Annotated in this window: 24 protein-coding genes and 2 riboswitches; of the genes, 8 read left to right on the top strand and 16 right to left on the bottom strand. The window is 45.6% G+C overall.

Annotated elements, in window-relative coordinates; all coding sequences use genetic code 11:
* Positions 1-24 precede the first annotated feature (24 nt).
* The 5 genes from gcvH to IWX87_RS10675 form a co-directional block, all read right to left on the bottom strand.
* Positions 25-393: a glycine cleavage system protein GcvH gene (gcvH, locus tag IWX87_RS10695; RefSeq protein ID WP_196863512.1), complete on the bottom strand. Its 369-nt coding sequence runs from the start codon at positions 391-393 to the stop codon at positions 25-27.
* A gap of 56 nt (positions 394-449) precedes the next feature.
* A complete protein-coding gene (gene gcvT / locus IWX87_RS10690; RefSeq protein ID WP_196863511.1) occupies positions 450-1,604 on the bottom strand; it encodes a glycine cleavage system aminomethyltransferase GcvT in 1,155 nt (384 codons plus the stop codon).
* A 47-nt stretch (positions 1,605-1,651) separates the two neighbouring features.
* A riboswitch (glycine riboswitch) is annotated at positions 1,652-1,753 on the bottom strand.
* Positions 1,754-1,776: 23 nt separating this feature from the next.
* A riboswitch (glycine riboswitch) is annotated at positions 1,777-1,880 on the bottom strand.
* Between the two features lie 64 nt (positions 1,881-1,944).
* Positions 1,945-3,222: a TRAP transporter large permease gene (locus IWX87_RS10685; protein WP_196863510.1), complete on the bottom strand. Its 1,278-nt coding sequence runs from the start codon at positions 3,220-3,222 to the stop codon at positions 1,945-1,947.
* Entirely contained in the window at positions 3,219-3,713 is a 495-nt protein-coding gene (locus IWX87_RS10680; protein WP_196863509.1) for a TRAP transporter small permease, read from the bottom strand. Before IWX87_RS10680 ends, IWX87_RS10685 begins: the two co-directional genes overlap by 4 nt.
* A 91-nt stretch (positions 3,714-3,804) precedes the next feature.
* Positions 3,805-4,776 (bottom strand): TRAP transporter substrate-binding protein, encoded by a 972-nt coding sequence (locus tag IWX87_RS10675; RefSeq protein ID WP_196863508.1) that lies wholly within the window; start codon positions 4,774-4,776, stop codon positions 3,805-3,807.
* Between the two features lie 378 nt (positions 4,777-5,154).
* On the opposite strand from IWX87_RS10675, the gene epsA reads away from it, so the two are divergent.
* From epsA to IWX87_RS10635, 8 genes are all read left to right on the top strand, one after another.
* A complete protein-coding gene (epsA, locus tag IWX87_RS10670) occupies positions 5,155-5,943 on the top strand; it encodes an XrtB/PEP-CTERM-associated transcriptional regulator EpsA (RefSeq protein WP_196863507.1) in 789 nt (262 codons plus the stop codon).
* Positions 5,936-7,360: an undecaprenyl-phosphate glucose phosphotransferase gene (locus tag IWX87_RS10665; RefSeq protein WP_196863506.1), complete on the top strand. Its 1,425-nt coding sequence runs from the start codon at positions 5,936-5,938 to the stop codon at positions 7,358-7,360. Before epsA ends, IWX87_RS10665 begins: the two co-directional genes overlap by 8 nt.
* A gap of 136 nt (positions 7,361-7,496) precedes the next feature.
* Positions 7,497-8,687, top strand: coding sequence for an XrtB/PEP-CTERM-associated polysaccharide biosynthesis outer membrane protein EpsL (gene epsL, locus IWX87_RS10660; protein WP_196863505.1), 1,191 nt, complete (start codon positions 7,497-7,499; stop codon positions 8,685-8,687).
* A 187-nt stretch (positions 8,688-8,874) separates the two neighbouring features.
* On the top strand, positions 8,875-9,687 hold the full coding sequence (locus tag IWX87_RS10655) for a glycosyltransferase (RefSeq protein ID WP_196863504.1): 813 nt from the start codon (positions 8,875-8,877) through the stop codon (positions 9,685-9,687).
* A 258-nt stretch (positions 9,688-9,945) separates the two neighbouring features.
* The gene (epsE, locus tag IWX87_RS10650) at positions 9,946-10,797 is read left to right on the top strand and encodes a polysaccharide export protein EpsE (RefSeq protein WP_196863503.1); all 852 of its coding nucleotides are present in this window, start codon (positions 9,946-9,948) and stop codon (positions 10,795-10,797) included.
* 6 nt (positions 10,798-10,803) lie between these two features.
* Positions 10,804-12,201, top strand: a complete 1,398-nt coding sequence (epsF, locus tag IWX87_RS10645; RefSeq protein ID WP_196863502.1) for a chain length determinant protein EpsF — start codon at positions 10,804-10,806, stop codon at positions 12,199-12,201.
* A complete protein-coding gene (gene epsG, locus IWX87_RS10640) occupies positions 12,198-13,106 on the top strand; it encodes a chain length determinant protein tyrosine kinase EpsG (RefSeq protein WP_196863501.1) in 909 nt (302 codons plus the stop codon). Before epsF ends, epsG begins: the two co-directional genes overlap by 4 nt.
* A gap of 23 nt (positions 13,107-13,129) precedes the next feature.
* The gene (locus IWX87_RS10635; protein ID WP_196863500.1) at positions 13,130-13,900 is read left to right on the top strand and encodes a WecB/TagA/CpsF family glycosyltransferase; all 771 of its coding nucleotides are present in this window, start codon (positions 13,130-13,132) and stop codon (positions 13,898-13,900) included.
* A 101-nt stretch (positions 13,901-14,001) separates the two neighbouring features.
* On the opposite strand, the gene IWX87_RS10630 is transcribed toward IWX87_RS10635, so the two are convergent.
* From IWX87_RS10630 to IWX87_RS10580, 11 genes are all read right to left on the bottom strand, one after another.
* A complete protein-coding gene (locus IWX87_RS10630; protein ID WP_196863499.1) occupies positions 14,002-14,577 on the bottom strand; it encodes a serine O-acetyltransferase in 576 nt (191 codons plus the stop codon).
* The gene (locus IWX87_RS10625) at positions 14,565-15,581 is read right to left on the bottom strand and encodes an NAD(P)-dependent oxidoreductase (RefSeq protein ID WP_196863498.1); all 1,017 of its coding nucleotides are present in this window, start codon (positions 15,579-15,581) and stop codon (positions 14,565-14,567) included. Before IWX87_RS10625 ends, IWX87_RS10630 begins: the two co-directional genes overlap by 13 nt.
* Positions 15,578-17,275, bottom strand: a complete 1,698-nt coding sequence (locus IWX87_RS20035) for an FAD-dependent oxidoreductase (RefSeq protein ID WP_196863497.1) — start codon at positions 17,273-17,275, stop codon at positions 15,578-15,580. The genes IWX87_RS10625 and IWX87_RS20035 overlap by 4 nt, the downstream gene beginning before the upstream one ends.
* On the bottom strand, positions 17,272-18,444 hold the full coding sequence (locus IWX87_RS10615) for a glycosyltransferase family 4 protein (RefSeq protein ID WP_196863496.1): 1,173 nt from the start codon (positions 18,442-18,444) through the stop codon (positions 17,272-17,274). Before IWX87_RS10615 ends, IWX87_RS20035 begins: the two co-directional genes overlap by 4 nt.
* Before the next feature lie 16 nt (positions 18,445-18,460).
* Positions 18,461-19,516, bottom strand: a complete 1,056-nt coding sequence (locus IWX87_RS10610; RefSeq protein WP_196863495.1) for an acyltransferase — start codon at positions 19,514-19,516, stop codon at positions 18,461-18,463.
* Between the two features lie 29 nt (positions 19,517-19,545).
* Positions 19,546-20,622 carry a glycosyltransferase gene (locus IWX87_RS10605; RefSeq protein WP_196863494.1) on the bottom strand — a complete coding sequence of 359 codons (1,077 nt, stop codon included), beginning with the start codon at positions 20,620-20,622 and terminating at the stop codon, positions 19,546-19,548.
* 1 nt (position 20,623) lies between these two features.
* Positions 20,624-21,598, bottom strand: coding sequence for a glycosyltransferase family A protein (locus IWX87_RS10600; protein ID WP_196863493.1), 975 nt, complete (start codon positions 21,596-21,598; stop codon positions 20,624-20,626).
* The gene (locus tag IWX87_RS10595) at positions 21,595-23,082 is read right to left on the bottom strand and encodes an O-antigen ligase (RefSeq protein WP_196863492.1); all 1,488 of its coding nucleotides are present in this window, start codon (positions 23,080-23,082) and stop codon (positions 21,595-21,597) included. Before IWX87_RS10595 ends, IWX87_RS10600 begins: the two co-directional genes overlap by 4 nt.
* Before the next feature lie 11 nt (positions 23,083-23,093).
* On the bottom strand, positions 23,094-24,623 hold the full coding sequence (locus IWX87_RS10590) for a lipopolysaccharide biosynthesis protein (RefSeq protein ID WP_196863491.1): 1,530 nt from the start codon (positions 24,621-24,623) through the stop codon (positions 23,094-23,096).
* On the bottom strand, positions 24,620-25,012 hold the full coding sequence (locus IWX87_RS10585) for a hypothetical protein (RefSeq protein WP_196863490.1): 393 nt from the start codon (positions 25,010-25,012) through the stop codon (positions 24,620-24,622). Before IWX87_RS10585 ends, IWX87_RS10590 begins: the two co-directional genes overlap by 4 nt.
* Positions 25,013-25,695: 683 nt before the next feature.
* The coding region (locus IWX87_RS10580; RefSeq protein ID WP_139347019.1) for a 4Fe-4S dicluster domain-containing protein at positions 25,696-25,790 on the bottom strand (95 nt) is incomplete at its 5' end.

The following is a 25,790-nucleotide window of genomic DNA, read 5'->3' as shown; positions in this document are numbered from 1 at the left end:
TCCGTATCAGTCTTGATGAAAAATTCAGGCGGCAGAAAAGGCGGTGTAGCTGGTTTCATCCATCAGCGCGTCGAGCTGCGACGGGTCGGAGAGCTTGACCTTGAAGAACCAGCCGGCGCCCAGCGGGTCGGAATTGGCCAGTGACGGGTCATCACGCAGTGCTTCGTTCACTTCAACGACTTCGCCGCTGACCGGCATGTAGACATCCGCTGCCGCCTTGACTGACTCGACCACGCCAGCGGTGTCTTTTTGGGCAAATGTCGTGCCGACTTCCGGCAGCTCGACAAACACCACATCGCCTAGTGCGTCTTGCGCATGCACGGTGATGCCGACAGTGGCCATGTCGTCTTCAATCTTGAGCCATTCGTGGTCTTCGGTGTACTTGACGGTCATGCGGTTTCTCCGGGAGTTTGTATGAAAAAGGGAAGTGAACGAAAGAGATAGATGAATCAGCCACGGTGGTAGCGTGTGGGAACAAAGGGCGTGGTCGACACGTGCATGGGCACGGGTTTGCCGCGCACCATGGCAAACAACTCGGTGCCAACCACCGCATAGTCAGGATGCACATAGGCCAGCGCAATCGGCTGGTTCAGCGTGGGGCTGAGCAGGCCGCTGGTGACTTGGCCGATTGCCTGGCCGTCCATGTTTTCCAGCATGGCGGGTTCGCGGACCGGAACGCGCGTACTGGCCATCAAGGCAACTCGTTTACGGCTCAAACTGGCCGGTTCGGCCAGCTGCGCCAGGATTTTGTCTGCGCCCGGAAAGCCTCCGGCACGAGCGCCGCCGGTACGGCGAACTTTTTGAATCGCCCAGTTCAGGCTGGCTTCGACCGGCGTGGTCGTGGTGTCGATGTCGCTGCCATACAGGCACAGGCCGGCCTCTAAACGAAGTGAATTGCGCGCGCCCAGGCCAACAGGCTTGACTTCTGGCTGGGCCAGCAGGGTTCGAGCCAGGGTGTCGGCCTGCGCGGCGGGCACTGAAATCTCGAAACCGTCTTCCCCGGTGTAGCCGCTGCGGGTGATGAAGCAGTCGCAGCCCGCCACGGTGAACTCACCGCCGGTCATGAACACCAGCTTTTCAACGCCCGGCGACAGGCGTTGCAGAGCGTTCACGGCCAGCGGGCCTTGCAACGCCAGCAAGGCCATCTCGGGCATGGGGATGACTTCGCAGCGGCTGCCAATTTTTTCCTGGATATGGGCGATGTCGCCGGTCTTGCACGCGCCATTGACGATGACGAAGATATCGCCGCCATTCGCGTAGTCGCGGTTGAAGAACATCAGGTCGTCGATGATGCCGCCTTCTTCATTGAGCAGCAGGCCGTAGCGCTGTTTGCCCGCAGGCAGGTCGATCACATCGACCGGCATCAGGCTTTCCAGTGCGGCGGCGGCATCCGGGCCAACGAGCCGCAACTGCCCCATGTGCGACACGTCAAACAGACCGGCGCTGCTGCGGGTTTGCAGGTGTTCGGCCATCAGGCCGGCCGGGTATTGCACCGGCATGGAATAACCGGCAAACGGCACCATGCGGGCGCCAAGTTCCCTATGCAGGTCATGCAGCGGTGTGCTGAGCAAAGGGGCAGGGGCGGCAGACGGGTCGTGGGACATGGCGTTCTCCAAAGGGGCAAACATGATTCCGTGGCCAAACGCCACGGGCTGCCCCTTCTGTCCACTTTACCTGAGAGATTCGCCTGGCGATGCAGGGTTGCTCCTTCGGTGGACCGCCTTCAAAGCGGTCTCTCTCCAGTTGGGAACGCCCCTTGGCAGTTGATGCGCCTAGGGGCGGTTGCCAGTCCTTTTGCCTGAGCGTTCAGTCCACCATTGGGGGTGGCGCATGCGCCTTCGGCGGTTTTCTCTGGGAAAACTCTCTCCTGACGCTGCCAAGTGTAGCCGAGCAAAGCCGCTCTCTTGCGCGCTCCTTCAGGCTTTTCGGGGCTTTCCCAGGCTTCTATTTCGCGTACAACAGGTCACGCAAACCCAGCGACAACTGCGGCACGTAGGTGATCACCAGCAGGCACGCCAGAATCACCAGCACGAAAGGAATCAGGTGACGGATGATGCGGTCCAGGGAGACCTTTGCCACCGTGCAGGCGGCAAACAGGTTCACGCCAAAGGGCGGGGTGATCATGCCCAGCGCCAGATTGACCACCATGACCATGCCGAAATGCACCGGGTCGATGCCGAAGTGCATGGCCACAGGTGCCAAAATCGGCGCCAGCACAATGATTGCGGCGCTGGTTTCAATGAACATGCCAATGAAAAACAGCGCAACATTCACCCCGAGCAGAAACAGCGCGGGTGACTGCAGCACAGCCTCGAGCCAGTGGCCAATCGCGTCAGGCACACCAGCACGTGTGATCAGAAAGGCAAACAGCCCGGCGTTGGCAATGATGAACATGATCACGGCGCTGGACAACACCGACTTGCGCAGCACCACGATCAAACTGGCCAGGCTGATTTCCCGGTAAATCACCACGCCCACCACCAGTGCATAAAACACCGCGACGGCTGCTGCTTCGGTTGGCGTGAAAATGCCACCGTAAATACCGCCCAGGATGATGACCGGCATCAGCAACGCCCAGCCAGCCTGCCAGCTTGCCTTGAAAAAACCGAGTCGCCCGTCGCCGTCGTTCTTGCCCCAGCCTTTGAAGCGGCAATACACGTAGACAAAAATCATCAGCGACAAGCTGATGAAGATGCCCGGCCCTATGCCAGCGACGAAAAGTTCGCCAATCGAGACCTCGGCGCTCACGCCATACAGGATCAGCGGAATCGACGGTGGAATGATGACACCCAACTCGGCACTGGTCGCCTGCAGGGCTGCGGCATAGGTTGTCGGATAGCCATGCTTCACCAGTGCCGGAATCAAAATGGCGCCAACGGCAAAGGTGGTTGCCACCGACGAGCCTGAAACCGCTGCAAAAATCATGCAGGTGAGCACGCAGGTCATCGGCAGGCCGCCCTGTACGCCGCCCACGATGCTTTTTGCAAACTCCACCAGCCGGCGCGAAATGCCGCCGGTTTCCATCAGATTGCCTGCCAGGATGAAGAAGGGAATGGCAGCCAACGGAAATTTGTTGATTGCAGAAAACATTTCCTTGACCGAAATCAGCATGTTGGCATTGGTCGCCTGAATGCCCAGAACCGACGCAAGTCCGATGGAAACGGCAACGGAAATGGTCAATGCAAAGCACAGCACCATGGTCGTCAGCATGACGGCGGTCATTGGGCTGTTTCCAGTTCTTGGCGTTGTGGATCGATCAGGTTGCCAATGATTCCCATCACGCAAAAGAGCCCGCCAACCGGCATGGCCACATATCCCCAGAACATTGAAATGGATTCAAGCCCGGCCATCGACTGAACGCGACCGCGCAGCGAATAGTCCCAGCCCCACCAGATGATGACACCGATCAGGGCCAGCGCCGCAAGGCAGACCGCCCAGTCGAGCACACGCTTGATCCGGGGTGGGCTCCAGCGATAAAGCACATCGACACTGACCATCGCCCCTTGGCGAAAAGCCGCCGGGATACCCATGAAAACCATCCAGATCAGACTCAGCCTGATCAGGATTTCGCTCCATTCTGCGGGTTGCTCCAATACAAAACGGGTCACGATCTGGAACATTCCCAGCGACGAGGCAATGACCAGCATCAGGCATGCCACCAGCATGGAAAATCCGGTCGTCCAGCGTTCGACGGTTAAAAAGGCGTGTTTCATGAAATGACACCGATATTTAAAGAAAACGCCCGTTAGCGCAATAGCTACGGGCATATCAAGCTACCGAAAACGTAGCAAAAAAGATATTGGCTTATTTGTAGTTTCGAATTTTGTCGAGCGCAACCTTGCCGAATTGCTTTTCGAACTCGGCGTTCACCGGTGCCAGTGCGGCCACGAACTTGGCCTTGTCAATCGTGTCAATCACGGTCACTCCCTTGGCGCGCAGGTCGGCTACGCCCTTGGCATCGTCTTCGTCCACCCGGGCGCGATTGGCCTTGGTTCCTTCTTTGGCGGCATCAAGAAAGGCTTGCTTGTCGGCTGCGCTGAGTTCGTCGAACTGCGCCTTGTTCATCACGAAGATGCAAGGCGAATAAACGTGGCCCGTCAAGGTCAAGTGCTTTTGCACCTGATCAAACTTGGCTGAAATGATGACCGACAGAGGATTTTCCTGTCCATCTACGGTGCCCTGCTGAAGTGCAGTGAACACTTCGGGAAAGGCCATAGGTGTGGGAATGATGCCAAAGCCCTTGTAGGCAGCAATATGCACCGGGTTTTCCATGGTGCGCATTTTCAAACCTTTGAGATCTTCAGGTGTCTTGACGTCGCGCTTGCTGTTGGTCATGTGGCGAAAGCCGTTTTCGGCCCAGGCGAGTGCCTTGAAGCCTTTGGCATCGAATTTGGTCAGCAAGTCCTGGCCAATTGGTCCGTCGAGCACGGCACGTGCATGGGCCTTGTCCCGGAAGAGAAACGGTACATCCAGGATTTTGGTTTCAGGAACAAAGTTGGGAATGGGGCCCGACGACGAGAATGCCAATGCCTGCGTCCCCAGCTGTACCGCTTCAATCGACTCCCGCTCGCCGCCCAAAGCACCGTTGTAGAAGGTCTGAACCTTATATCTTCCTGCCGTGCGCTTTTCAACCTCCTTGGCAAAAGTGTCTATCGCCACACCTTGGTGTGAGTTCTGAGCTGTTGAGATGCTGATCCGCATGGTGGTCTGTGCAGTGGCCGAAGCCATGAATCCCAGGCCCAGGCTCAGGCAAATGAGAAGTTTCGAAAGCTTCATGCTGTCTCCGGAAAGTAATTGCGATAAAAATTATGGATTAGGGCAAAGCGCCGTAAACATTTTGATTATTGCTGCTGACAGCGGTCGAACGTGCGCGGGTTTTCGCTTAAAAATCAGATAATTTCAGGGCTTGGCAGGTCGTTCATGCTCTGAATAGGGATGTTTTTACGGGTTGCTTGGATCCATCTGCAGATTTTGGATGACAAGCAACGCGGACAATGACGGAGAAGCTTCCTGAATTTTTCACAGCATGCTTGATGACTTGTAAATTGTTGTACATCCTGCGTGAACGCTTGATATAAAGTAGCTTTAGGCTTCGCATTCCATCGATGCAATCGGTAGCGCAAACGACAAAACGTATTCAGGGAGAATAAAAAAATGCAAAGTCATACGGTGCCCGTGTCTGGTAATTCCAGCCACTATCTCAGGCTGATTGAAAGTGCAACTGCTATCCGGCGTCATATCGACTTGCTTCATTGGTTGCAGGGCGATGTGCAACAGTGCATGCCGCACGAAATCCTGCTGGCAGGATGGGGAAACTTTCAGGAAGGGTCCATCCGACACGACATTGTGTCCAAGTTGCCAGGTGTGCGGTCTTACGCCGTGGGTACGGATGGCCTTCCTTTCCTAATGGGAAAATTTCACGAAAGTTGGGTTTTTGGAGGCCGCCAACCAAGCTCACTTGACTTTCGCAATTTCGAATATCTGTTGGGTAATGCCAGTTTGCCTGGATCTTTCAGCAGTGCGTTACGCAGCATGCGATCAGGAATGATTCACGGTATGCGCGATGAGCGTGGGCAGTGTGAGTGCCTATATGTACTTTTAAGCAGCCAGAAAATTTCACCAGAGCCAACCAGCACCGCCATGAAGGTGCTGATGCCCGTAATTGACAGCGCATTGCGTCAGATCTCTCAACTTCCACAACAGCAAAAACCGTTTTCGAAATCACTACGTGCGGGACAAGACGAAGTCTTTGGTTTGAGTGATCGCGAAATCCAGATCATGGATTGGGTTGCCATGGGAAAAACAAATTCCGAAATAGGTACTATATTGAATATTAGTGGATTTACTGTAAAAAATCATATGCAAAGAATTTTCCAGAAATTGAATGTATTTAACCGTGCGCAAGCTGTTTCAAAAATAAACGGGGTGACATTCAATGGTTGAAATTACCAGGGAAAAGTCGGCAGCTGTATGGAAAAACAATCTGGATTCACGATCAAGTCTGGGGCGAAGCTATTTTTTTAGAATAGTCGAAAGTATTCTTGATCCAATTATTTTAATTTCATCACTCTGGATTTTGGCATTTAATTTCGAAGGTGCAATCAATCCGCCGTATCTAATTCTTTCAGTAGTTGTTTTTTCTCTGACATTCCCAGGCGCTGCACGGTTACGGCTTTCTGTAGAGCGTTTAATTTTTAATATACTGCTTAACTGGTTATGGATAGCCGGAATCTTGATTCTCGTCGGATTTGCAACCGATTATATCTATAGATTCCCGACATTTTTAATAATTAATTGGTTGTGGATTGTTCCAATCGCCCAGATTGTTGGAAACCTGACCTTGGGAGCAGCAAGCACAAAATTATTGAAAATGCAAGGACCTGCACAACGGGTCGTTATTGTGGGCATGAATAACCAAGGTGTATCGCTGGCTGAAAACATTGGGGATGCAGCGTATTCAGGAATGGAGCTGCGGGGATTTTTCGATGATCGCAGCGAAGTGCGACGTCACCAACAGGACAAATACAAGCTTTTGGGAAAGATAGATGATCTTGCCGGTTATGTAAAGAAGCACAGAATTCAAAACATATATCTATCCTTGCCAATGATTGCCCGTCCCCGTGTTCTGCAAATCCTTGACGATCTCAAGGACACCACTGCGTCTATCTACTTTGTACCAGACATGTTTATAACTGACTTGATTCAAGGAAGAAGCGGATCTGTCTGTGGTGTGAATGTGATTTCAGTGTGTGACACACCCTTTAGAGGTTTTAATGGGATATTGAAACGTACAAGCGACATTTTGCTTTCTCTGATAATTCTTCTCCTTGTTTCGCCCATCATGGTTTTTATTGCCATCATGGTCAAAATGGGATCGTCAGGACCCGCTATATTCAAGCAGCGTCGCTATGGGCTTGATGGCGAACAGATACTGGTTTACAAATTTCGGTCGATGGCGGTGGTTGAGGATGGTGGAATCATTCAACAAGCGAAAAAAAATGATCAAAGGATTACTAAATTCGGGGCGCTTCTTAGAAAAACGTCGTTGGACGAACTGCCTCAATTTTTTAACGTGTTGCAAGGTCGAATGAGTATTGTGGGTCCGCGACCACACGCAGTAGCACATAACGAAATGTACAGAACTTTGATAAAGGGATATATGGTGCGGCATAAAGTCAAGCCAGGAATCACTGGTTGGGCTCAGGTAAATGGTTACCGTGGAGAAACCGATACATTGGATAAAATGCAGGCACGGATCGATTACGATCTCGATTATTTAAGAAATTGGTCCTTGCTGCTTGACCTGTTCATTGTAGTGAAGACTGTTCGTTTGGTATTTAAAGATAGCGCAGCGTATTAAAATTTATCAATGGGGCAAAAGAACTATTGCAAAACAGCTAAAATATATTATATAATTGAAAATATTACAATAATGTAATATTTAGATCGCATTTGGCTTTTTGAAGTTGCTTAATTTTTGAAAAAGGATTTCCACAATGTTGCTTCGTAAATTGCTAGTGATGAATTTGGCCTTGGCTGGGGTGATTTCTTTAAACGTGCATGCAGATGAACTTGATACGCTTCAGTTCAGAGTGGGTCAAACGTGGCAATATGACAGCAATATATTCCGGTTGTCGGATGCAGTGTCAGGTCCTCGTTCAGACCACTTTGGTGTTACCACCTTAGGTGCGAAGATTGACAAGAGTTACGGACTGCAGCGTTTCGAGTTGGATGTTAATGCGAATCGGTATACATATAAAAATTTTTCGACACTTGACTTCACCGCTGTTAACTACGCGGCAGCATGGCGCTGGAGTCTTACGCCATCGTTCTACGGAAATTTCACAACAGATCGTCAGGAATATACTGATAACACAGCGAATTTCCTAAATCAGAATCAAAATCAAGATCAACTTAACCGACGCACGGATAGATTGACTTTATTGGACGCTGAATATGCTGTAGATGGTCCATGGCGCATTGTCGGGGGTGTATTCGAGAGAAGCAGTTCAAACAGTCAGCCTCTCACATTTGAAGGTGATTCAAAAATACGAGGAGTCGAAGCTGGCGCACGATATGTTTTTGCATCGGATAGCTCATTGGCATACCGGCTCAAGCAAGGAAGCGGTGAATACCCAAATCGGATTCTTTCTTCTGTGTTTGCAAGTGATTTCAAAGATCGCGAGCATGAATTCAAGCTCCTATGGCCTATCACTGGAAAAACTACGATTCAATCACGTCTATCATATTTTGATCGAAAACATGAAGGGCTTGAAGTAAGAGACTTTTCTGGATTTATCGGACAACTTGAGGCCACTTGGAAGCCAACTGGAAAAACCAGTATTAATGGCGGAATTGCAAGAGACTTGGGTGATTATCAAACAAATAACATAAGTTATTATCAGGGCAATCGATTTTTTATAGCACCAACCTGGAAGCCTACAGAAAAAACTTCTCTTAAGTTTCGCTATGACCATGGTGTCAGAAATTATAGAGGTCCGTTAACTGGATTTGTATCAACTGATCGACGCGATACGACTAATCTGAGTGTCTTGGGCTTTGAATGGAATGTAATTCGTTCTTTAAAGTTGACAACATCAGTATTTTCTGATCGACGAAAATCTAACGAATCTGGTGCTGATTATAAAAGCCACGGTATAAACTTTAGTGTTCTCGCCAGTTTTTAAATTGTATTGTGATACGAATATACATTCTCCCATAATAAAATTTTGATAATTCTTGCCTGATCTTATTAGGCAAGAATAAATTTTATGGGAATTTCAACTTTCTTGTGTTGCTTGCTGTTGCATTTTATAACGTTAATTTTTTTAATTAGCGTGCACCATATCGATGATGAAAGCCTATATAACTCTATTGAGTACACCAAGTTATTTACCAGGTGTGATCGTTTTACATGATTCTTTGAGGAAAACCCAAAGTCACTATCCATTTTGGGTTGCTGTTTCATGGAATATTTCTCAAGATATTATTGACAAGTTGGAGGGCAGGGGAATGGATGTTTTGAGACTTCCCATGCCTATTGAAATTCCTGCAACTTTCAAGGAAGAATCGGGTCACTGGGGAAATACATTTGACAAGATTCATCTTTTTGGACTGACAAAATTTTCAAAACTTGTTTATCTTGACAGCGACATGATTGTTCTCAAAAACATAGATGTGTTATTTGAAAAACCCCATCTTTCTGCTGTTGCAGCAGGTCAGTTAGAACACCCCGATTGGACGCGGCTAAATTCGGGATTGATGGTTATAGAGCCTGAAGAAAATCTTGCACAAAAAATTGGCAATTTATCCAGTCGTGCTGTAATAGAAGTTCAAGCGTTGGGTGGTAATAAAATAGGCGACCAAGACGTGATAAATGCTTATTACGCTGATTGGCCTGATCGTAAAGACCTTCATCTTGACGAGGGGTACAATATTTTTTTTACAGACCTTGATGTATATATTGGCCAGCATGGTTATCGTACTTCAGATAATTTTAAAGCTGGCTTGAAAGATATTAATGTTATTCATTTTGTTGGAGCTCAAAAACCTTGGATGAAATGGGCAAACCTCAAACATTTAGTCAAAATTTATAAAAGCAAAAAACCTTATCAATTGGAGCGAAAATATTTTTTGATTTATCTTGAAAATTTTAAAAGATTAACTACATTTAAAAATTCAAAGTAATTTTTATACTAATGTAGTATTTAGTTTAATTGGTATAAATCCCGGGTTTAATAATGCAAATATTTGGCTTTTAATAGTAGCGTTAAATAAACTACTATTTAATATATTATTAAGATCAAATTTTTTATAAGTAGTACTAAAAAATTTCTTTTTCGCATCTAAATAGCTAAAGCATTAGGAAGAAAGGGCTATTGCAGATTTTTTATGTGTCGTTTTAAGATGTAACCTTACTTTTATGGTTCATCCAAAGGCGCAACGATGAATATCTTCATTCGCTCTCTTGCTTCGGTTTTTTTCTTACTATTTGCCCTGACTGCATTTTCACAGTCTAGCCAGCCTTCTGTTTCTGGAGGATCCGCGGGAAGCGGAGACCCCCAAACGCAGCAAGATTACAAACTTGGAGCGGGCGATTCGATCGGCGTTCAGGTTTATCAAAGTCCTGATTTGTCAGTGGATGCGCGCGTTTCCGAAACTGGCGTCATTAGTTATCCTTTGGTTGGTACCCTTCAACTTGGCGGGTTAACCATATCCGAAGCAGAGAAAAAAATTGCTGATGCCTTGCGAACTGGCGGTTTTGTTAAAGTTCCTCAGGTAAACATAGTACTTCGCCAGATTCGAGGTAGTCAGGTAGCCGTTTTAGGTCAAGTAAGTAAACCTGGTCGATTTCCTTTGGAAACACTCAATACCCGGGTAAGCGATATGCTTGCAGCGGCGGGGGGTATAACTGTTCTAGGCGATGACGTGTTAATTATTACAGGTCAGCGCAACAACAAGCCTTTTCGTAAAGTTATTGATATACCGGCATTGTTTTTGAACGACAAGTCAGACAATGATGTTGTCTTGTCTGGTGGTGATACCCTATATGTTAATAAAGCACCGGTTTTTTATATCTATGGTGAAGCACAACGTCCTGGTCCATATCGTATTGAGCGTGGCATGACGATGATGCAAGCGCTGGCTTCGGGCGGTGGACCCACAGTGCGTGGTAGCCAAAACCGCTTGCGATTGCATAGACGAGATCTGAATGGCAATGTTGTTGAAACTACGCCAAATTTAACTGATGCAATTCAAGCAGAAGATGTTATTTACGTGCGTGAAAGCCTGTTTTAAGTTGCTATGAATCTATACCAATTTTTTCGGATACTTCGGGCGCGATACAGTGTTGTTCTTTCAATACTGGTCTTGGCATTGGCTTTAGCATTGGCAGTTAGTTTGTTAATTCCTAATAAATACGCTGCCCAGACTTCATTATTGGTTGATGCAAGAACTCCAGATCCAGTTTCTGGCGCAGGAATGTCAGGCGTCACTTCCCCTAATTACATGGCAACTCAGGTTGATATTATCAGTGGCGATATGGTTGCTCAACTAGTGGTAAAGATGCTGAAGCTAAATGAAGACGCTGAAACAAAAGCTGCATGGTTGAAAGCTACAGAAGGTAGAGGCTCACTTGATTCATGGATAGCTAAGGATATTCAAAGTGGCCTTCTGGTTCAACCGGCCAGAGAAAGTAATGTTATCAATATTACATACAAAGGCCGTAATCCAGAAAATGTTGCTAAATTGGCAAACGCTTTTGCACAAGCCTATATGGATATAAATTTATCATTAAAAACAGAGCCTGCTCGTTTGTATGCAACTTGGTTTGACGAGCAGACAAAAGTTTCACGTGCGAAACTTGAAGATGCACAGTCACGATTATCTGATTATCAACAAAAAGCGGGAATAGTTTCATCAGATGAAAGAGTGGACTATGAAACCGCCAAGCTATCGCAAATTTCGACACAACTTACAGCCGTACAAGGTGAAACCACCGATAGCCAGAGCAAGCGAAATGCTCGTGGAGACACAGTTGCAGAAGTCATGCAGAGTTCATTGATAAATGGACTTAAGTCTGATATTGCTCGACTTGAAGCAAAAGTAAATGAAAATAATGTAAATTTAGGCGTAAATCATCCCTTACGCCAGCGTGCTGAAGCTGAACTTGCATCTCTTAGAAACCGACTTTCTACAGAATCTAGTCGAATTTCTGCTTCCATAGAAACAGCTTACCGTGTAGGCAAAGACCGTGAACGCGAACTGCAGTCAGCCGTTAATACACAAAAGACCAAGGTACTCGGATTGAACAAACAGCGTGACGAACTTAATGTTTACCGACGTGACGTAGAGGCTGCACAGCGTGCTTATGAAACAGTCAGTCAAAGTGCATCACAGACTCGTTTGCAAAGTTTGACCAATCAAACAAACACAGTTCGATTGAATACTGCTTTAGTTCCTATTGAGCCATCTGGTCCAAAACTATCGTTGAATTTGCTTATAGCCGCATTTGTTGGAACTCTGCTTGGTGTTGGATTTGCATTACTTTTTGAACTTATGAATCGCCGTATCCGGTCAAGTGAGGATCTTATGCAAATGCTTGACCTTCCAGTTCTTGCAAAAATTTCTTCCACCGGTTCAAAAAGTCGATTGAACGGTAGTTCAGGTCGGCTTGCGTTGTCAAATGGAAGTCCAGCATGAGTTTACAAAATTCACAAATAGTGAGGTCTGTTCCTTTACCTGAAGCTAGCAATAATTTACTTGTAGAAACAGGCCAAGCCAGACCTATTGGTTCAATATTAATTGACTCAGGTAGGCTTTCAATAACAAATGCTGAAAAAATATTGACTTACCAAAGGCAAAACGGAGTTAGGTTCGGTGAGGCGGGAAGAGCGCTCGGATTATTGACTGAAGACGATGTACGTTTTGCTTTGTCAGTTCAGTTCAATTATTCGTACATTCCCACAGGGAGTAGCTTGAGTCATGAACTTATAGCGGCGTACCAGCCTGATAGTTTGCCTGTTGAAGAGCTTCGCATGCTTAGAAGTCAGCTTATGCTGCGCTGGTTCAACAAAAGCTTTGATCAGAGATGTCTTGCTGTTGTTAGTGCCGGTACCGGCGATGGTCGTAGTTATATTGCTGCTAATTTGGCGATCGTTTTCTCACAGCTTGGAGAGAGAACATTACTGATCGATGCTGATATGCGATCACCTCGTCAACACAATCTTTTTAATCTGGGAAAACGGGCTGGGCTTTCCGATATCCTTGTTGGGCGCGCTGGATTAGATGCTATTGTAAGTATCGAGGTATTGCAGAACTTGTCAGTTCTTGCTTCGGGCGCTAATCCGCCTAATCCGCAAGAATTACTTGGACGTCAGAGTTTTTCTAAGTTATTACTTTCATTGGGAGAAAACTTTGACGTGATCATTATTGATACGCCACCAGCTGATGTATGTGCTGACGCTCATACAGTAGCGGTTCGTACAGGTGCTGCTCTTGTTATTGCACGTCAAGATAAAAGTTCAATGGTTCAGCTTGGAAAATTTACAAACAGTTTGCGTGAATTTGGCGTGACATTGGTTGGTTCAGTGCTTAATGATTCTTAAGAATAGTATATTCAGGTTTAATAATGAAGAGTAGTGTAAATTGGAAAATTCGTTGGCGTAAGTTAATTGATAAGACCAATATAATTCATACTCAGGATAGCAAGCAAGAATTATTACAAAAATTATGCAATCCGGAAGAACCTGAGGTTCTTTCGTTTGTAAATGCTCATGCAATGAATCTTATTGCTGAATCAGAATCTTTTTTTGAATCAATTTACACTTCCGATACCATCCTTCGAGATGGCTCTGGTATTGTAATACTTTTAAATCAGCTTAATATTTTACCAGGCTTTAATCTGAACGGAACAGACCTGATTCCAGTCCTAGTTAAAGTGTTCAATGGTCGCCCAATTGCTTTATTTGGTACTCAAACACCCTATTTAGAAGAAGGTGTTAAGTTTGTTAAAGGAGATCTTGCTCCAAAAAGTGATTTTTTTTACGCCAATGGATTTCTGGATAATGATGACTATATGTCGTTATCATACAAATTCCGTCCAGCATTGATTATCTTGGGTATGGGGATGCCACGGCAGGAAGAAGTTGCTATCTACCTGCGATCAAAAATTACACATCCTTGCCTGATAATTTGCGGAGGCGCGATCATTGATTTTTGGGGTGGCAAAACATCGCGAGCTCCCTTGTGGATGCGTGAGAATGGGATTGAATGGCTATATCGTTTGCAAATGGAACCAAGAAGACTTTTTAGGCGTTACGTCATTGGTAATATTATTTTTCTTTTTCGAGTTTTAGTTTTATCCATATCAAAACGTAATTTAGATCGTAACTATTTATAATAGTTGATTATGAAAATTTATAGTTATATATTTTTTTTGTAAAATATGATTTACAAGTAAATTAAAAATTTACTGAACCCAATTTATACAGATTTTCAAGACTAATAAATTATCCATGGGTTTATAACGTCAGCTATACAATTAGTTTTAACAATTTTTCCAGGATTGCCTATTACTATACAGTGTGGCGGCACATCTTCTAAAACGTATGCACCTCCTGCAATACGACTTCCTTCTCCAATCTTTACACCCGCAATAATTGCATAAGGCCCAATCCAAACATTATTTTCAATAACTGGATAGCTTGTTTTTCTAGTTCCATCTTTTGCAATCGAGTCACGTTGCCCTAGTGTGACACCCTGGAATAGGGTTACATTACTTCCTATTGACGAATTGACATTCACGACAATACCTCTGCCATGTGTCAAAGTTAACCCCGGATTTATGGAGGTTTTCCATGGAATTTCTGCCCCCATAATATGTCCTGCTAATAAGTGCAGAAGCCTTGCAGGAAATAATAATGTCTTTCGCAAAATATACGACTGACGTTGTGCTGACTGACAAAAACGTATTGTTGAAATTAAAAAAAATGCTTTATTGGATACTACAGTTTTGGCAATTAGTATCCAGCTAAAACGACCGCATAGTCGAAATATGTCTGCTTTCAATGCATGCATATAGCCCTGTCTTTCAAATTCATGCTGAAAACTGAATTGCTTGCCCAAGCTTGTGAGTTATTCAAACTTGTAATGTAATCAGTCCAAATCATACCAAGCTCCTGACTCGCGTGTATTGAGTCAAGATGAATGTGCTGTGCGAATAAACCCATTAATCCTGGCGGCATGTAATCAGGAAGTATTGCATGATTAGATCTTAAACGCTTGAAAATCATCTGTGCAAGCTTTAATGGTGGTCCAGCAATCAAACAGTCCAGTTGGAGTTGTCGGCGATTGATTCGTTTCACAGGCGTGAACTTCAGCCCAATCGCTAAATCTATAAAATAGGTATTCCAACGTGGACTGTCTGGCGCTGCCAAATTGAAAGTTGGCACATCTTTAGGTTCAATAGGTAACTTTAATGCTGCTATTATTGCTTGGCATACGTCATCTACATATACCAAATTTGACCATCCATCTCCATGCACGCCTAAGTCGCCTAATCTTCCTGACTGTAACCATCGTGCTATGCGGCCAACCCAGAGTTCACTGTTCGGACCAAATACGCAGCCTGGCCGCAATATCACTGCTTCACCACCTTTTAATGCATACTCGCGTATGTGTTGTTCTGCATTAAACTTGGATCGACTATACCAACCAAGATTCGGGTTAAGATGCGCATCCTCCCGAATATTTCCTTCTACAGATCCATAAACTGACATGGTACTCAAATGTACTATGCGCGGGTAACCTGCATGTATTGCAGCTTCTTTAAGAGCATGAGCTCCTTGCGAAATCGATTTGGCATTTCCAGCAACACAATTTACTACTGCATCGAATCCTTTTAAAACACTTGTTAACTCGTAAACGTTGCAAGTGTCAAGCTTTATCCAAGCCACTGTCGAGGAATTAGATAATTCTAGTCCCCTCGAAGCCCCAGTAAGTTTGTCAGGGTAAATTGTAGAAATTATTTCTAGTAAACGCTTTCCAATGTAACCCGAGCCACCTATTACCAGTACTTTCATGCGAACTCCCTGTCGATTACAGACGCTTGTTGAGGTGTCCCAAGTTTCTTTGCAAGTGTATGCCCGAGCCTGAGTGACAACGCGATGATCGTTAGAGTCGGATTAGCTTGGCTTGAAGTAGGAAAAACTGCGCTGCCAGAAATAAATAAATTATTCACTGTATGCACTTGGCACTCAGCATTCACAACGCTGAATCGTTCGTTATTGCCCATTCGCGCAGTACCGATATGGTGGCCTCCGTAAGCGCCAAAGCGTGTGAGGTCTTCTTCCAGATTTTCGTCATCATATTCAAATCGAGCAACGCCACTGGCAGCAAACTCTTGCGACAATACGTTCAGAGTGCCACGTATGGATTCGATATCTGAATTACTATATCGCCAGTCAATATGCAGTTTTGGCATACCAAGCGTATCAATTTTGTCGCTGAGCTTTACCCGACTGTTGCACTGAGGAATTTGCTCACCATGCATTTCGAGACTAAACCTATTCGTTCGATTTCGTAAAATAACTGATGGATATTTCCTGTCAGCCAGCGAACGATGGCTGAGCCAGTGCATCAGGAATGCAGTAGTGTCAACTGGATCAGTAGCTACATTCAATACATGTCTAGCATAGTCTGCTGATGTGGTAGAGCTATTGCCATCATTCAGTCGTTTGCCATACTCATAGCTGATCAGCCTACGCGCAAGAAATAGTCCTGAAAGTACACCGCTACGATGAACAGGATCCGTGATGCGAGGAAAATGAAGTCTAGCTACTGCGTTCGACAGACCTAGACGTTGTTGTTCTGCAGGTGCTACTGCCAATCTCCGACGACAATAAATTCCTTCGGGTGATAGCTCATAACCATGCTTAACATTCTCTGTAGGCCCTTTGATAGTGAGCCTACCAACGTTGCCTGCTATGTGACACATGTAATAACGACCCACTACATCATGAGAATTACCTATACCTTCAGGTGCAACATCATTTGATGCCAGTAGCAGGCGCGCTGTTTCTAGACCCCCCACTGCCAGGACGGTTATACGGCATGTAGCCGAGAAGCGAGTACCGGTGAGCGTTTGCACATCGACAGTACGAACCGCCATTTTATTTGGCTGTAGGCGAATACCCGTGCAATTAGCCCCTAACAAAACATTGACATAAGGTGTTAATTGAAGCTGTCTGGCATAACGATTTCCGAAGTGCGTAGGGCATGAAAAACGCTCTAATCCGTTGGTAAGAACGCGCTCGCTTTCAAAACCGCGGATCAGTGGCAAAGTATCTGCGCCCAGTGCATCTTCCGCACGGTAGCTGAATCGACCCGCTTCTGCTAAATCATTGGCTCGTGGATAGTAAGGAAGTAAATCATCATAAGAAATCGGCCAACCGCTGTGTTGGACATAGCTGCGCGCTTCAAAATCCAAAGGGTCGAAGGGCATACATCGCCCACCCCATATGGCAGTGGAACCACCAAAGCGACGCTGACGGTATTTGTCGGGTGGACTGTGCAGTTTTTTGTCGGCCACATCACCTTCATAGAGCCGCTGTGTTGTTGGGTTTTCTTCCATAAAACCTGATTCCAGCAATAGAACTGAAAATCCACGCTCTGAAAGGTCGAGTGCAAGTGCTATGCCTGCAGGACCAGCTCCAATGATACATACGTCAGCACGAAGGCATGAACCATTAGGAATGCTGTCAGCATTACAGATCACGATACTTCCTTATGATGTGCTGTGTTGTCTAAACGCACTTGACCTGCTATACCAAAGTGGCGTTGATGAACTTTAGCCACACTGTCAAAAAATTGATTCACCGAAAATTTTTCTTCATAAAGCCTACGTCCATTTTTTTCAAGTTCCAGCATAAATTCGTGATTGTTCAGCACACATTGGAGAGCACATGCAATTCCTTGCACATCACCAGGTTGGACAAAGCAGGCATTTAATCCATCGGTCAGCACAGACGGAATTTCACCTACGGGTGTACAAACGACTACGACGCTATTGGCCAGTGCTTCAAGAATTACAAGAGGCAGCCCTTCGTCATATGAGGGCAACACAAGCAGATCGGCATGTGACATTAACTCAGAAACCTGGTGCTGATTTGACCACCCGGTAAATCGCACGAACCCGTTAATTCCAAGCTTAAGTGCAGTTGCTTCGTAAGCCAATATATTGCCTCCTCCGGCAAGCGTGACTTCAAGGCGGGAAATGTCGAATCCTGGTAAGGCAAGTGCCTTTAAAAGGTCTGAAACACCTTTGCGTTCTGATAAATTCCCTAAAAAAAGCACACGCTTTACCCTTGAATTATCTGGTTTTCGCCTGGTGTTGATAGGTTCGGGAACTCCGTTGATAATGACTTGTACTCGATTTTCAGGAACAAGTAACTCTTCTGTTACGAAGCGATGTGATTCTTCACCAAGTACTAGACAAGTGGCAGGAAGTGAAAACACCCAGCGTGTGAGACTTTTCAATGGTAGTGGCAACTTTCGATAGAAAGCAGGGAGTTGTGCCGCGTGAAGGTGTAGCACTACAGGTATACCCAACATTTTGCAAAAAACCACTACAGCACTTTTTCTAAAAAGGCTAAGACGCTCAGCCATGTTGACATGAACCCCTGCCAACTGTCCGGTATATCGACCTCGTATTAGTTTCGTAAGAGCAGTTATCAAAATAAAGAAAGAATAAAGTGCATTGCTCCCACCACGTGTATCAAGCGGTCGTAATGTAGCCGCATTTATAGCATCTCTGTCTTGTGCTTGAATTAAATAATCTGCAACTTTAAACATGCCTCCACCCTTTGGCGTCCAAGGACAGGCTATATAAATATATTTTTCCATATGTTCGCGCAAGATTAATCCCCGAATTAATTCGTTTTGCATATTTATAAATAAATTTTTATAATGAATATACGGGTCTTTTAAAAAAAGCTTTGTTAAGAATTGTTATCATTGGCAATTCAATAAATTTATAAGACAGAAAGCCTCCTGCAATAACGGCCAGACTGATTAATGGAATAATTATAATGCTCTCCTGGAAGCCCAGGTTTTTAAGTACAAGAACACCAAAAGGAACTATAAAGGTATGCGAAAGATAAATTGAATAAGAACAGTCACCTAAAAACGACATTTTGGACGCGAGCCGAAATCGAACAATCCACGGTTCAATCCAAACTACAACAAGCACTGTAAAACCAGCACCGACTTCCCAGGTTGAAAATCCGTAAAGTAAGTCTTTCCAATTTATTGATAAAATAAGTATAACTCCGATAATTCCCACTATTAAACCTATTTTTGGTGGTGCATATGGATATTTAATATATAAGTGAGCAATGCTCATACCTAGGATAAACTCAAAAAGTAATGACTGACCGTAAAATTTTAAAGCTGCATATTCAGAAAAAACTTGTGCAGCAAAGAAAATTATTAAAAAGAAAATAAAGCAAAACCTAATACGTGCAGTTCCAAAAGCTATTGCAATAGAAAATACTATATAAAAGAGCATTTCAAAATTTAGTGTCCAACCTACAGGTAAAGTTGGTTGAACCATTCCCCATGGACTGATTGCTGGAATAAAAAATAGGGAAGCCAAAAGATGATCAGGATCGATTGAAGTTCTAAGAGCCAGACTTGGCAAAATTAGCACAAGTGCTGTCTTTAAAAACGTGTAGAACCAGTAAAGCGGTACAACTCTGATAAGTCTCCGCTTCATGAATATCCATGCTGAATAAAAATGAATTTTGTAGTCTGTAGGTAATTTTGCTGTAGACATAGCCATAACAAAACCGCTTATGACAAAAAATATATCTACCCCTATTGCTCCGCTACTCCAGTAATGATCTGGTCCTGCACCGGTTATGCGAACCGAGATGGCTTCAGTGGTGTGCATTATCACGACCAACATGGCCGCAATAAATCTTAAAATTTGAATACCTAGTAGTTGCTTTGCAGGCATATATGAACCCAGTGATTATTATTTCTGCTTTATCGCGGTACGCCTGATGTTGAATGTAATGATAAGTCATGGTAATCCCTGATAATCAGACTCGGAATTAATGAGTTTGCAGGTCGTTGCGGTTGCATAATGCCCCGCACCAGTCCTACGGCGTTAAAACACCATGAGACAATACTATAAAGTGCTTTAGTAAAGGAACGTTTGCGCCAACTCATCATGGCAAGTGGCGCTGTAAGTAACATGCCAAACCAAACGAATTTGGCCGATCCAGAAATTGGCCAAACAAGAATACTGAGCAATAATATCCACCAACCTAGAATACTCAAGTAAATCTTAAGTTCGTGAAGACCTTGAAACACCATTTTTAAACGATTGTGACCTGTTGAAGCTCTGACCAGCTCGCCCAAACCCCAAAGATATTTTGTCTCCCAACGTCGCCTAAGCAATTTATAGGGTGGAGCGTCATGTCCCATGTGACGAACAGCATCCAAGGAAAGGCGCCAGAGTTTCCAACCTCTGCTGCGTAGACGAATGGCCAAGTCAAATTCTTCATAACTGTGCAGATTCCGATCGGAAAAATATCCTACTGCTTCGATGGCTTCACGCCTGTATAGTCCGCCACCGTCAAGGCGGTCTACAATTCCTGGATTTACGTGAGCGCGCTTCTGTGCACTTCTGGCTATATATTCAAGGCTTTCGGTATTCAGTTCAACCAATTGGCCGCCTACGCCCGCGGCATCGGGATTCTTCATCATGAAGTCCAGTGCAACTTCCAGAAAACCTTCCAGCATCTCCATATCTCCGTCAAGAAGATAGATGAACTCCCCACGTGAGTGTTGGTAGCCCAGCTGCGGGCCCACTCCACAGCAACGATCTTCAGCGTTGGCAAGTTGCACAATGCGTATCGGATACGCCAAGGCCAACTCAATTGTTCTGTCAGTCGAATTTGAGTCAGCCAAGATTACTTCGCCGCCCACCTTTTCAATTGCACGCAGTGCGCTTTCTATGGCAAGTGAAATTCGTTGTTCTTCGTTTAATGACTTGATAATGATGGTTATCCGGCAGTCCATAGCCGAAAAACTATCAGAGAAATTTTCAGGTTTCATATCAGCCTCTGACATCCGTGATGTTGGAGTGACGGTATTTACGATTTGTGCGCCACTGTTCCCAACTTGTTACCAGGGCTTGCGGACAAAATAAAACCATGACCGCTGTCATCCACCAGCGTTTGCTGGTGATGGCATGGCGTCCCTTCATCAGCCATTTAATGCCTTGAATGCGCTCTCCCGATGAAAGTGCACTTCTGGCTAGAGTCAATTTGTGCTGTGCAATGAACCATAAAGCTGATCGACGTTGCGTCGCTGTCATTGAGCCCGATGTAGCGCGAACTTCCATCCGTTCTAGTGAACGGGGTATGGTGACTACTTTATGTCCGGCTGAAAGGCTTCCATCAACATCAATCCGGTACGCAACAAGTGGTGCATGTGCCAAAGCAATCGGAGTCTGCTCTGCCAAGCGAAACCAGAAGTCAAGGTCTTCGGCTTGGGATTCGCCATTTGGAAAGCATGGCTGCATCTGTTGTAATCGCTCTCTTCGTACTGCCACGGAACTGCTACAAAGCGATGGCCCGACCATCCACCGGCGTGGCAAATCTGTGATGAGTTCCACTTCGGGAATCTCTTTGCAGGTTGGCCAAGGCGGTGGCCAAGAACCATCTGAGTCTGAGATCAGAATGAAATCAGTTGCGACTGCATCTGCTACCGGCCAAGCTTTATGAGCATCCAGGAGGCATTGGAGGTGATTAGGATGATGCCAGTCATCGGCATCAAGAAAGGCTACCCATTCCCCTTGCGCCAGTGCAATACCCCGGTTTCGGGCTGCGGACACACCGGCGTTGATTTGATGTACCACGCGAATACGAGGATCAGTCATTACCCTGACTAATTCAGATCCACCATCACTCGAACCATCATCAACGATGATTACTTCAAAATCCGTAAAAGATTGGCTCAGTACTGACTGTACCGAGCAGCAGATGTAAGACGCTTTGTTATAAAGCGGAATAACTACAGAAAACTTCATGCACCTGTCCTTGCAGCATTCAGCGGATTTCTTGCTGGAGGATATTTCGAAAATGTACCTGTATATCTTGGTGTGAAGTTTCTTTGGTGCATGCGGGTACGAACCTCACTTGCACTTGATGCAAGTGCCATTAGTAACAACAGGTGAGCAATAAACTCTGGGCCATATCCAAAAAGAGACAGTGGAACCTCACTAACAGAACGCATCATCAATAAAATAAACAGTGCCAACGTCAGGCCCTTGCTTTCACGTGCATAGCGCACCGACATAGCTGTTAATACCAATATATAAAGTAAAAGCGCCGTTGAACCAACAATGCCGGAACGTGACAATGTATCCATAAATTGGTTGTGGGCATGTGTGGCATTAGGCATACCAATACTGATTCGAAAGTCCGTTTCCCAGATCAATGGGCCATAACCAAATATGGGATTTCGCTGCCATTCATCATAGGCAATGGCCCAAATTTTATCTCTTCCTGTCAATGAAGCAAGTTGGGCGCCTTCTGCACTGTTGAAGAAGATATTGATGCGAGTTCCCAAGTCACCAAACATCAATACCAGCCCCACAGCTAAAACGGATAGCATGAGAATTAAAATTGATGCAATTCCAAATTCTGGACGAGCCGGATCTCCTAAACGGCGCATAAATATAGGACCTTTTTGAATACTTATAAAGCATAGCCAGCAAATAAGAAAGGCTATCCAGGTTGTTTTGGATTGTGCTAGAAAAAGTACAGTTAGTCCTAATACCCAAGCCAAACGATTTAGCCATTTATTTTCATAAGGAAGTGTCAGTAAGCATATTAATCCAAGTTGCGCCAATATTGCCAAAGACACAGCGTGTGCGGCTAGACCAGCCAAACGTGGTACCCCCGGCAGCAAGCCTTGCGAATATGTTGTTTCTAAAACCATTCCAGTCTTAAACGGAATTAACGCCATGCTTGCTGTCATGAATAAAAATAAAATATTACGCGTAGCTTTGAATGCTACGTCGCGTTCAACTCCCGAAACCAGTATTGCTGCGACTCCAATAACCAGCGGATATACGTAATCGTGAGTGATGGTTGGATGTGCCCCCAATAAGGCAGGAGACACTACAGTACCTAACCAGAAAATGATATAGCTGAACAATAATACCAATGGTGCATTTAATGTTTTTTCTTTGTTAAACCAATAGCTGAGAATGCGTTCGCCTGCAACTGTAAGCATTAACAAGGAAAGCATAGGCTGGAGCCATCGCATGATGGGATGACGTAACGTGACAGGTGCTTCTTCAAAATTCAAATTGACAACAGACAGATCTCGTCCTGACAAAATCGTACTGAGCGCCACCATAACTACCATGGCATAAAAAATCAGGTGAAGATAGCCATGCGAACGATGGGATGTCAGATGAACAGTACCAACCATGACCGTGGTGGCCGCTAAGGCTGCCAAAATTGCGCCAGCAACCAGAATAAAAGTGATGAGTGTTTCTTGCATTACAACCGGCCTTAGAAACGCTGTTCGCTCGTTGAGTCAATGATGGGACTACGTTGAATGCCAAGACCATCCTGACTCAAAAACTGAGCCAGACCTGGAAAAAATCTGACTACCATGGACGCGCTTTGAACGCCCAGTAACTGTGGACGAAAAAATAGAAGTAACAACAGAATGGACAATGCGGCAAGTATGCTGGCTGCCAGTGACAGCAGAGGCATCTGATAATTAGATACGGCTGTCTGAGTTACCTTAACGGTTATTGCGCACAAAGAACTAAAAAGTATTCCGCGACCTACATCAGGCAGCAATTCAATCCAGCTTAATTTAAGTGCTCGAAACGCAGTAGTACCCACCACCGCTGAACGCAACACCAGCATCAATGCGGCAACTGACGCTGCAACTTGAATTCCTTGATCCGCAAAAAAGTAAAACCCGAGTGCACCGATTACCAGAATAGGCAACTGGAACAATGATTCGTAATATTTGCGGCCTGTGTTCCAGAGAACTGGCGTTGACAAACCCCAAATTACATAAGCCGGCATGCTCATGAACAGGAGACCTAAGACGGTACCTGCATCGCTCCATTTTGAACCGTACAGAAGCTTTATCAAGTCGTTTGAAACGAGTGCTAGAAAAACGAAAACTGGAAATACCAGTACAAAGATCGTCGCCAGCATTTGGAGGTATGCACGTCCCAACCGCTCACGTTCATCTTGCAAACGTGCACCTGCTGCCAGAAATGCAGGTTGCAATGCACCCAGCAGCAGGTTGTTGGGCATTGCTGCTAGGTTATAGGCTACGTTGTACAGACCCAGTGCTTGCGTATTGAGCAAGCGACCGATCATTACCCGGTCCAAGTTGTTTAACATCCAGTTAACGATATTAGTAAGGAATACTGCCCTTCCTGTACCGACCGCAGAGGCTGCATCCGCGTACCAGAAAAGAGGACGTAGTGGGTGCGGCTTGACTACATAACTTGCTACCAAGACTACTGCTGCCTGAACCAGCCATGCTGCAACCAGCGATGTGGCTCCCCAGCCCAAAATCGCCATGGGCACACCAACGGCGACGTAACCTGCCATGTAGCTACCTACTTGAATCAATCCACCAGCACGAAAGTTAAGATCGCGCTGCAAGAGATAAGTCGCGGGTGCGGAAGCCGCGGAAAGCAAGCAAGCAATTGAAAGCCACTCGATGACCGATTGCGCTCTGGGTTCCCTAAAGTAGTCGGCAAGTGCCGGCGCCAAAAAATAAACGCCAATCATGGTCACCAAACCGACAACAAGCTGCCATGTCCAGGCAAAACGCACATCCTCGTCACACAGCGAGGTGCGCTGAAGAAGGCTCCAACTAAATCCAAATCCTGAGAAGAAATTGGCAAAAGTAAGTACCACCATGCCAATGGCAAAAATTCCAAATATCTCCGGACCCAGAGTTCTAGCCAAAACCACCTGAGCGACTAGTTGCAGTACAAAACGTGCCAGCGTTGATACGGCGCTCCATTTAACCGCTGTAACGCCAGATTGTCCAAGTCCGCTCATGGCCAAGGCTCGCTTGGTTTCCGTCGGCGAACTGCAATTGTGCCGATGATGGCCATAGTGCCCAGCAATGCAGCTATGAAGCGCCACTCAGAGTCAACCTGATATGGCTGGATTGAAGCGGTATTAAATGCAGGTTTGGAAATTAGACGATCAACGTCACCAGAAGTTGAAAGAGCAATCTGACTTTGAATCGGATTTTCTTTGTAAGTCAATACCGCATTGGATTTTCTTACCTTGTCAATATCCAAACGCTCAGAAATGGGCAGACCGTTGTGGCTTCCAACCGTGGACTGTGCCAAGCCGACCGCTGTCGACTCGTGCGCCGACACATGAAATGCCGCGCCCAGCAAGACAGCCGAAAATACAATTGAAAACGGTGCTCTGCACATGAATTTCCCATTACTTGAACAGTCTGAAGTGTGTTTGCCAACCCTTCAATCTGCAATAGTCCGAATGGCCCACGAACTATTTTCAGTAGATGAATCCAAGATTTTTACCAACATAAAGTTGCATTTTTGTTTCTTTATTTTGCATTTTTGCAAATAAAAACTTTAGGAATTTGTGGTTTTTTCGCTAGGTAGTAGCTTTGATTATTGAAAGCGTACAAACGTGCCAAACGTTGTTTTTTTAGAAAGTTCACCAAACCGCGGGCTGGGGTGATGTTAAACACCACTTTCGCAATCGAAATGGCTTTTGCTTTGTACTGCTAGAAAAAGCTGACTTTCTCAGCTACTTACAACAGCCACGCTTTCATCACGACTGATAAACGATGACAGACGCCATCGCACTGATAATCTCGATTTTTTGGATATATCGAAACAAACCAGAAGCCTGTTTTGACGTTGGATCGCATTCAATCTGGCTTAAACAACTGTCTGGAATTCTGAAATAGCGCTCGATTAGGCCGCGCGAGGCGGCCGTGAGAGGGCTTGCGCACGAGGTGATGTTCAATGCATGCAAGCGGCCACGGAAAACGATTTATGGCAAAACCGCAGTAAGTTATTGACTTGTTCCCTGACTTCAAGTTAGGTTGAAGTGCTCTAAATACAAAAATTCAACGGTCAATTCTGAATTACATGCCGCTGTAGTTCGGCCCGCCGCCGCCCTCGGGAGTGACCCAGACGATGTTTTGCGTCGGGTCCTTGATGTCGCATGTCTTGCAGTGCA

This window comes from Polaromonas sp. CG_9.7, from assembly GCF_015752205.1.
Classification (GTDB): Bacteria; Pseudomonadota; Gammaproteobacteria; order Burkholderiales; family Burkholderiaceae_C; genus Polaromonas.
The sequence above is the reverse complement of the archived record's forward strand: the minus strand, read 5'-3'. Positions and strand labels throughout refer to the sequence as shown.

Coding starts and splice junctions, on each gene's coding strand:
- gcvH (WP_196863512.1), bottom strand. CDS start 393: ATGACCGTCAAGTACACCGAAGACCACGAATGGCTCAAGATTGAAGAC.
- gcvT (WP_196863511.1), bottom strand. CDS start 1,604: ATGTCCCACGACCCGTCTGCCGCCCCTGCCCCTTTGCTCAGCACACCG.
- IWX87_RS10685 (WP_196863510.1), bottom strand. CDS start 3,222: ATGACCGCCGTCATGCTGACGACCATGGTGCTGTGCTTTGCATTGACC.
- IWX87_RS10680 (WP_196863509.1), bottom strand. CDS start 3,713: ATGAAACACGCCTTTTTAACCGTCGAACGCTGGACGACCGGATTTTCC.
- IWX87_RS10675 (WP_196863508.1), bottom strand. CDS start 4,776: ATGAAGCTTTCGAAACTTCTCATTTGCCTGAGCCTGGGCCTGGGATTC.
- epsA (WP_196863507.1), top strand. CDS start 5,155: ATGCAAAGTCATACGGTGCCCGTGTCTGGTAATTCCAGCCACTATCTC.
- IWX87_RS10665 (WP_196863506.1), top strand. CDS start 5,936: ATGGTTGAAATTACCAGGGAAAAGTCGGCAGCTGTATGGAAAAACAAT.
- epsL (WP_196863505.1), top strand. CDS start 7,497: ATGTTGCTTCGTAAATTGCTAGTGATGAATTTGGCCTTGGCTGGGGTG.
- epsE (WP_196863503.1), top strand. CDS start 9,946: ATGAATATCTTCATTCGCTCTCTTGCTTCGGTTTTTTTCTTACTATTT.
- epsF (WP_196863502.1), top strand. CDS start 10,804: ATGAATCTATACCAATTTTTTCGGATACTTCGGGCGCGATACAGTGTT.
- epsG (WP_196863501.1), top strand. CDS start 12,198: ATGAGTTTACAAAATTCACAAATAGTGAGGTCTGTTCCTTTACCTGAA.
- IWX87_RS10635 (WP_196863500.1), top strand. CDS start 13,130: ATGAAGAGTAGTGTAAATTGGAAAATTCGTTGGCGTAAGTTAATTGAT.
- IWX87_RS10630 (WP_196863499.1), bottom strand. CDS start 14,577: ATGCATGCATTGAAAGCAGACATATTTCGACTATGCGGTCGTTTTAGC.
- IWX87_RS10625 (WP_196863498.1), bottom strand. CDS start 15,581: ATGAAAGTACTGGTAATAGGTGGCTCGGGTTACATTGGAAAGCGTTTA.
- IWX87_RS10615 (WP_196863496.1), bottom strand. CDS start 18,444: ATGCAAAACGAATTAATTCGGGGATTAATCTTGCGCGAACATATGGAA.
- IWX87_RS10610 (WP_196863495.1), bottom strand. CDS start 19,516: ATGCCTGCAAAGCAACTACTAGGTATTCAAATTTTAAGATTTATTGCG.
- IWX87_RS10605 (WP_196863494.1), bottom strand. CDS start 20,622: ATGAAACCTGAAAATTTCTCTGATAGTTTTTCGGCTATGGACTGCCGG.
- IWX87_RS10600 (WP_196863493.1), bottom strand. CDS start 21,598: ATGAAGTTTTCTGTAGTTATTCCGCTTTATAACAAAGCGTCTTACATC.
- IWX87_RS10595 (WP_196863492.1), bottom strand. CDS start 23,082: ATGCAAGAAACACTCATCACTTTTATTCTGGTTGCTGGCGCAATTTTG.
- IWX87_RS10590 (WP_196863491.1), bottom strand. CDS start 24,623: ATGAGCGGACTTGGACAATCTGGCGTTACAGCGGTTAAATGGAGCGCC.
- IWX87_RS10585 (WP_196863490.1), bottom strand. CDS start 25,012: ATGTGCAGAGCACCGTTTTCAATTGTATTTTCGGCTGTCTTGCTGGGC.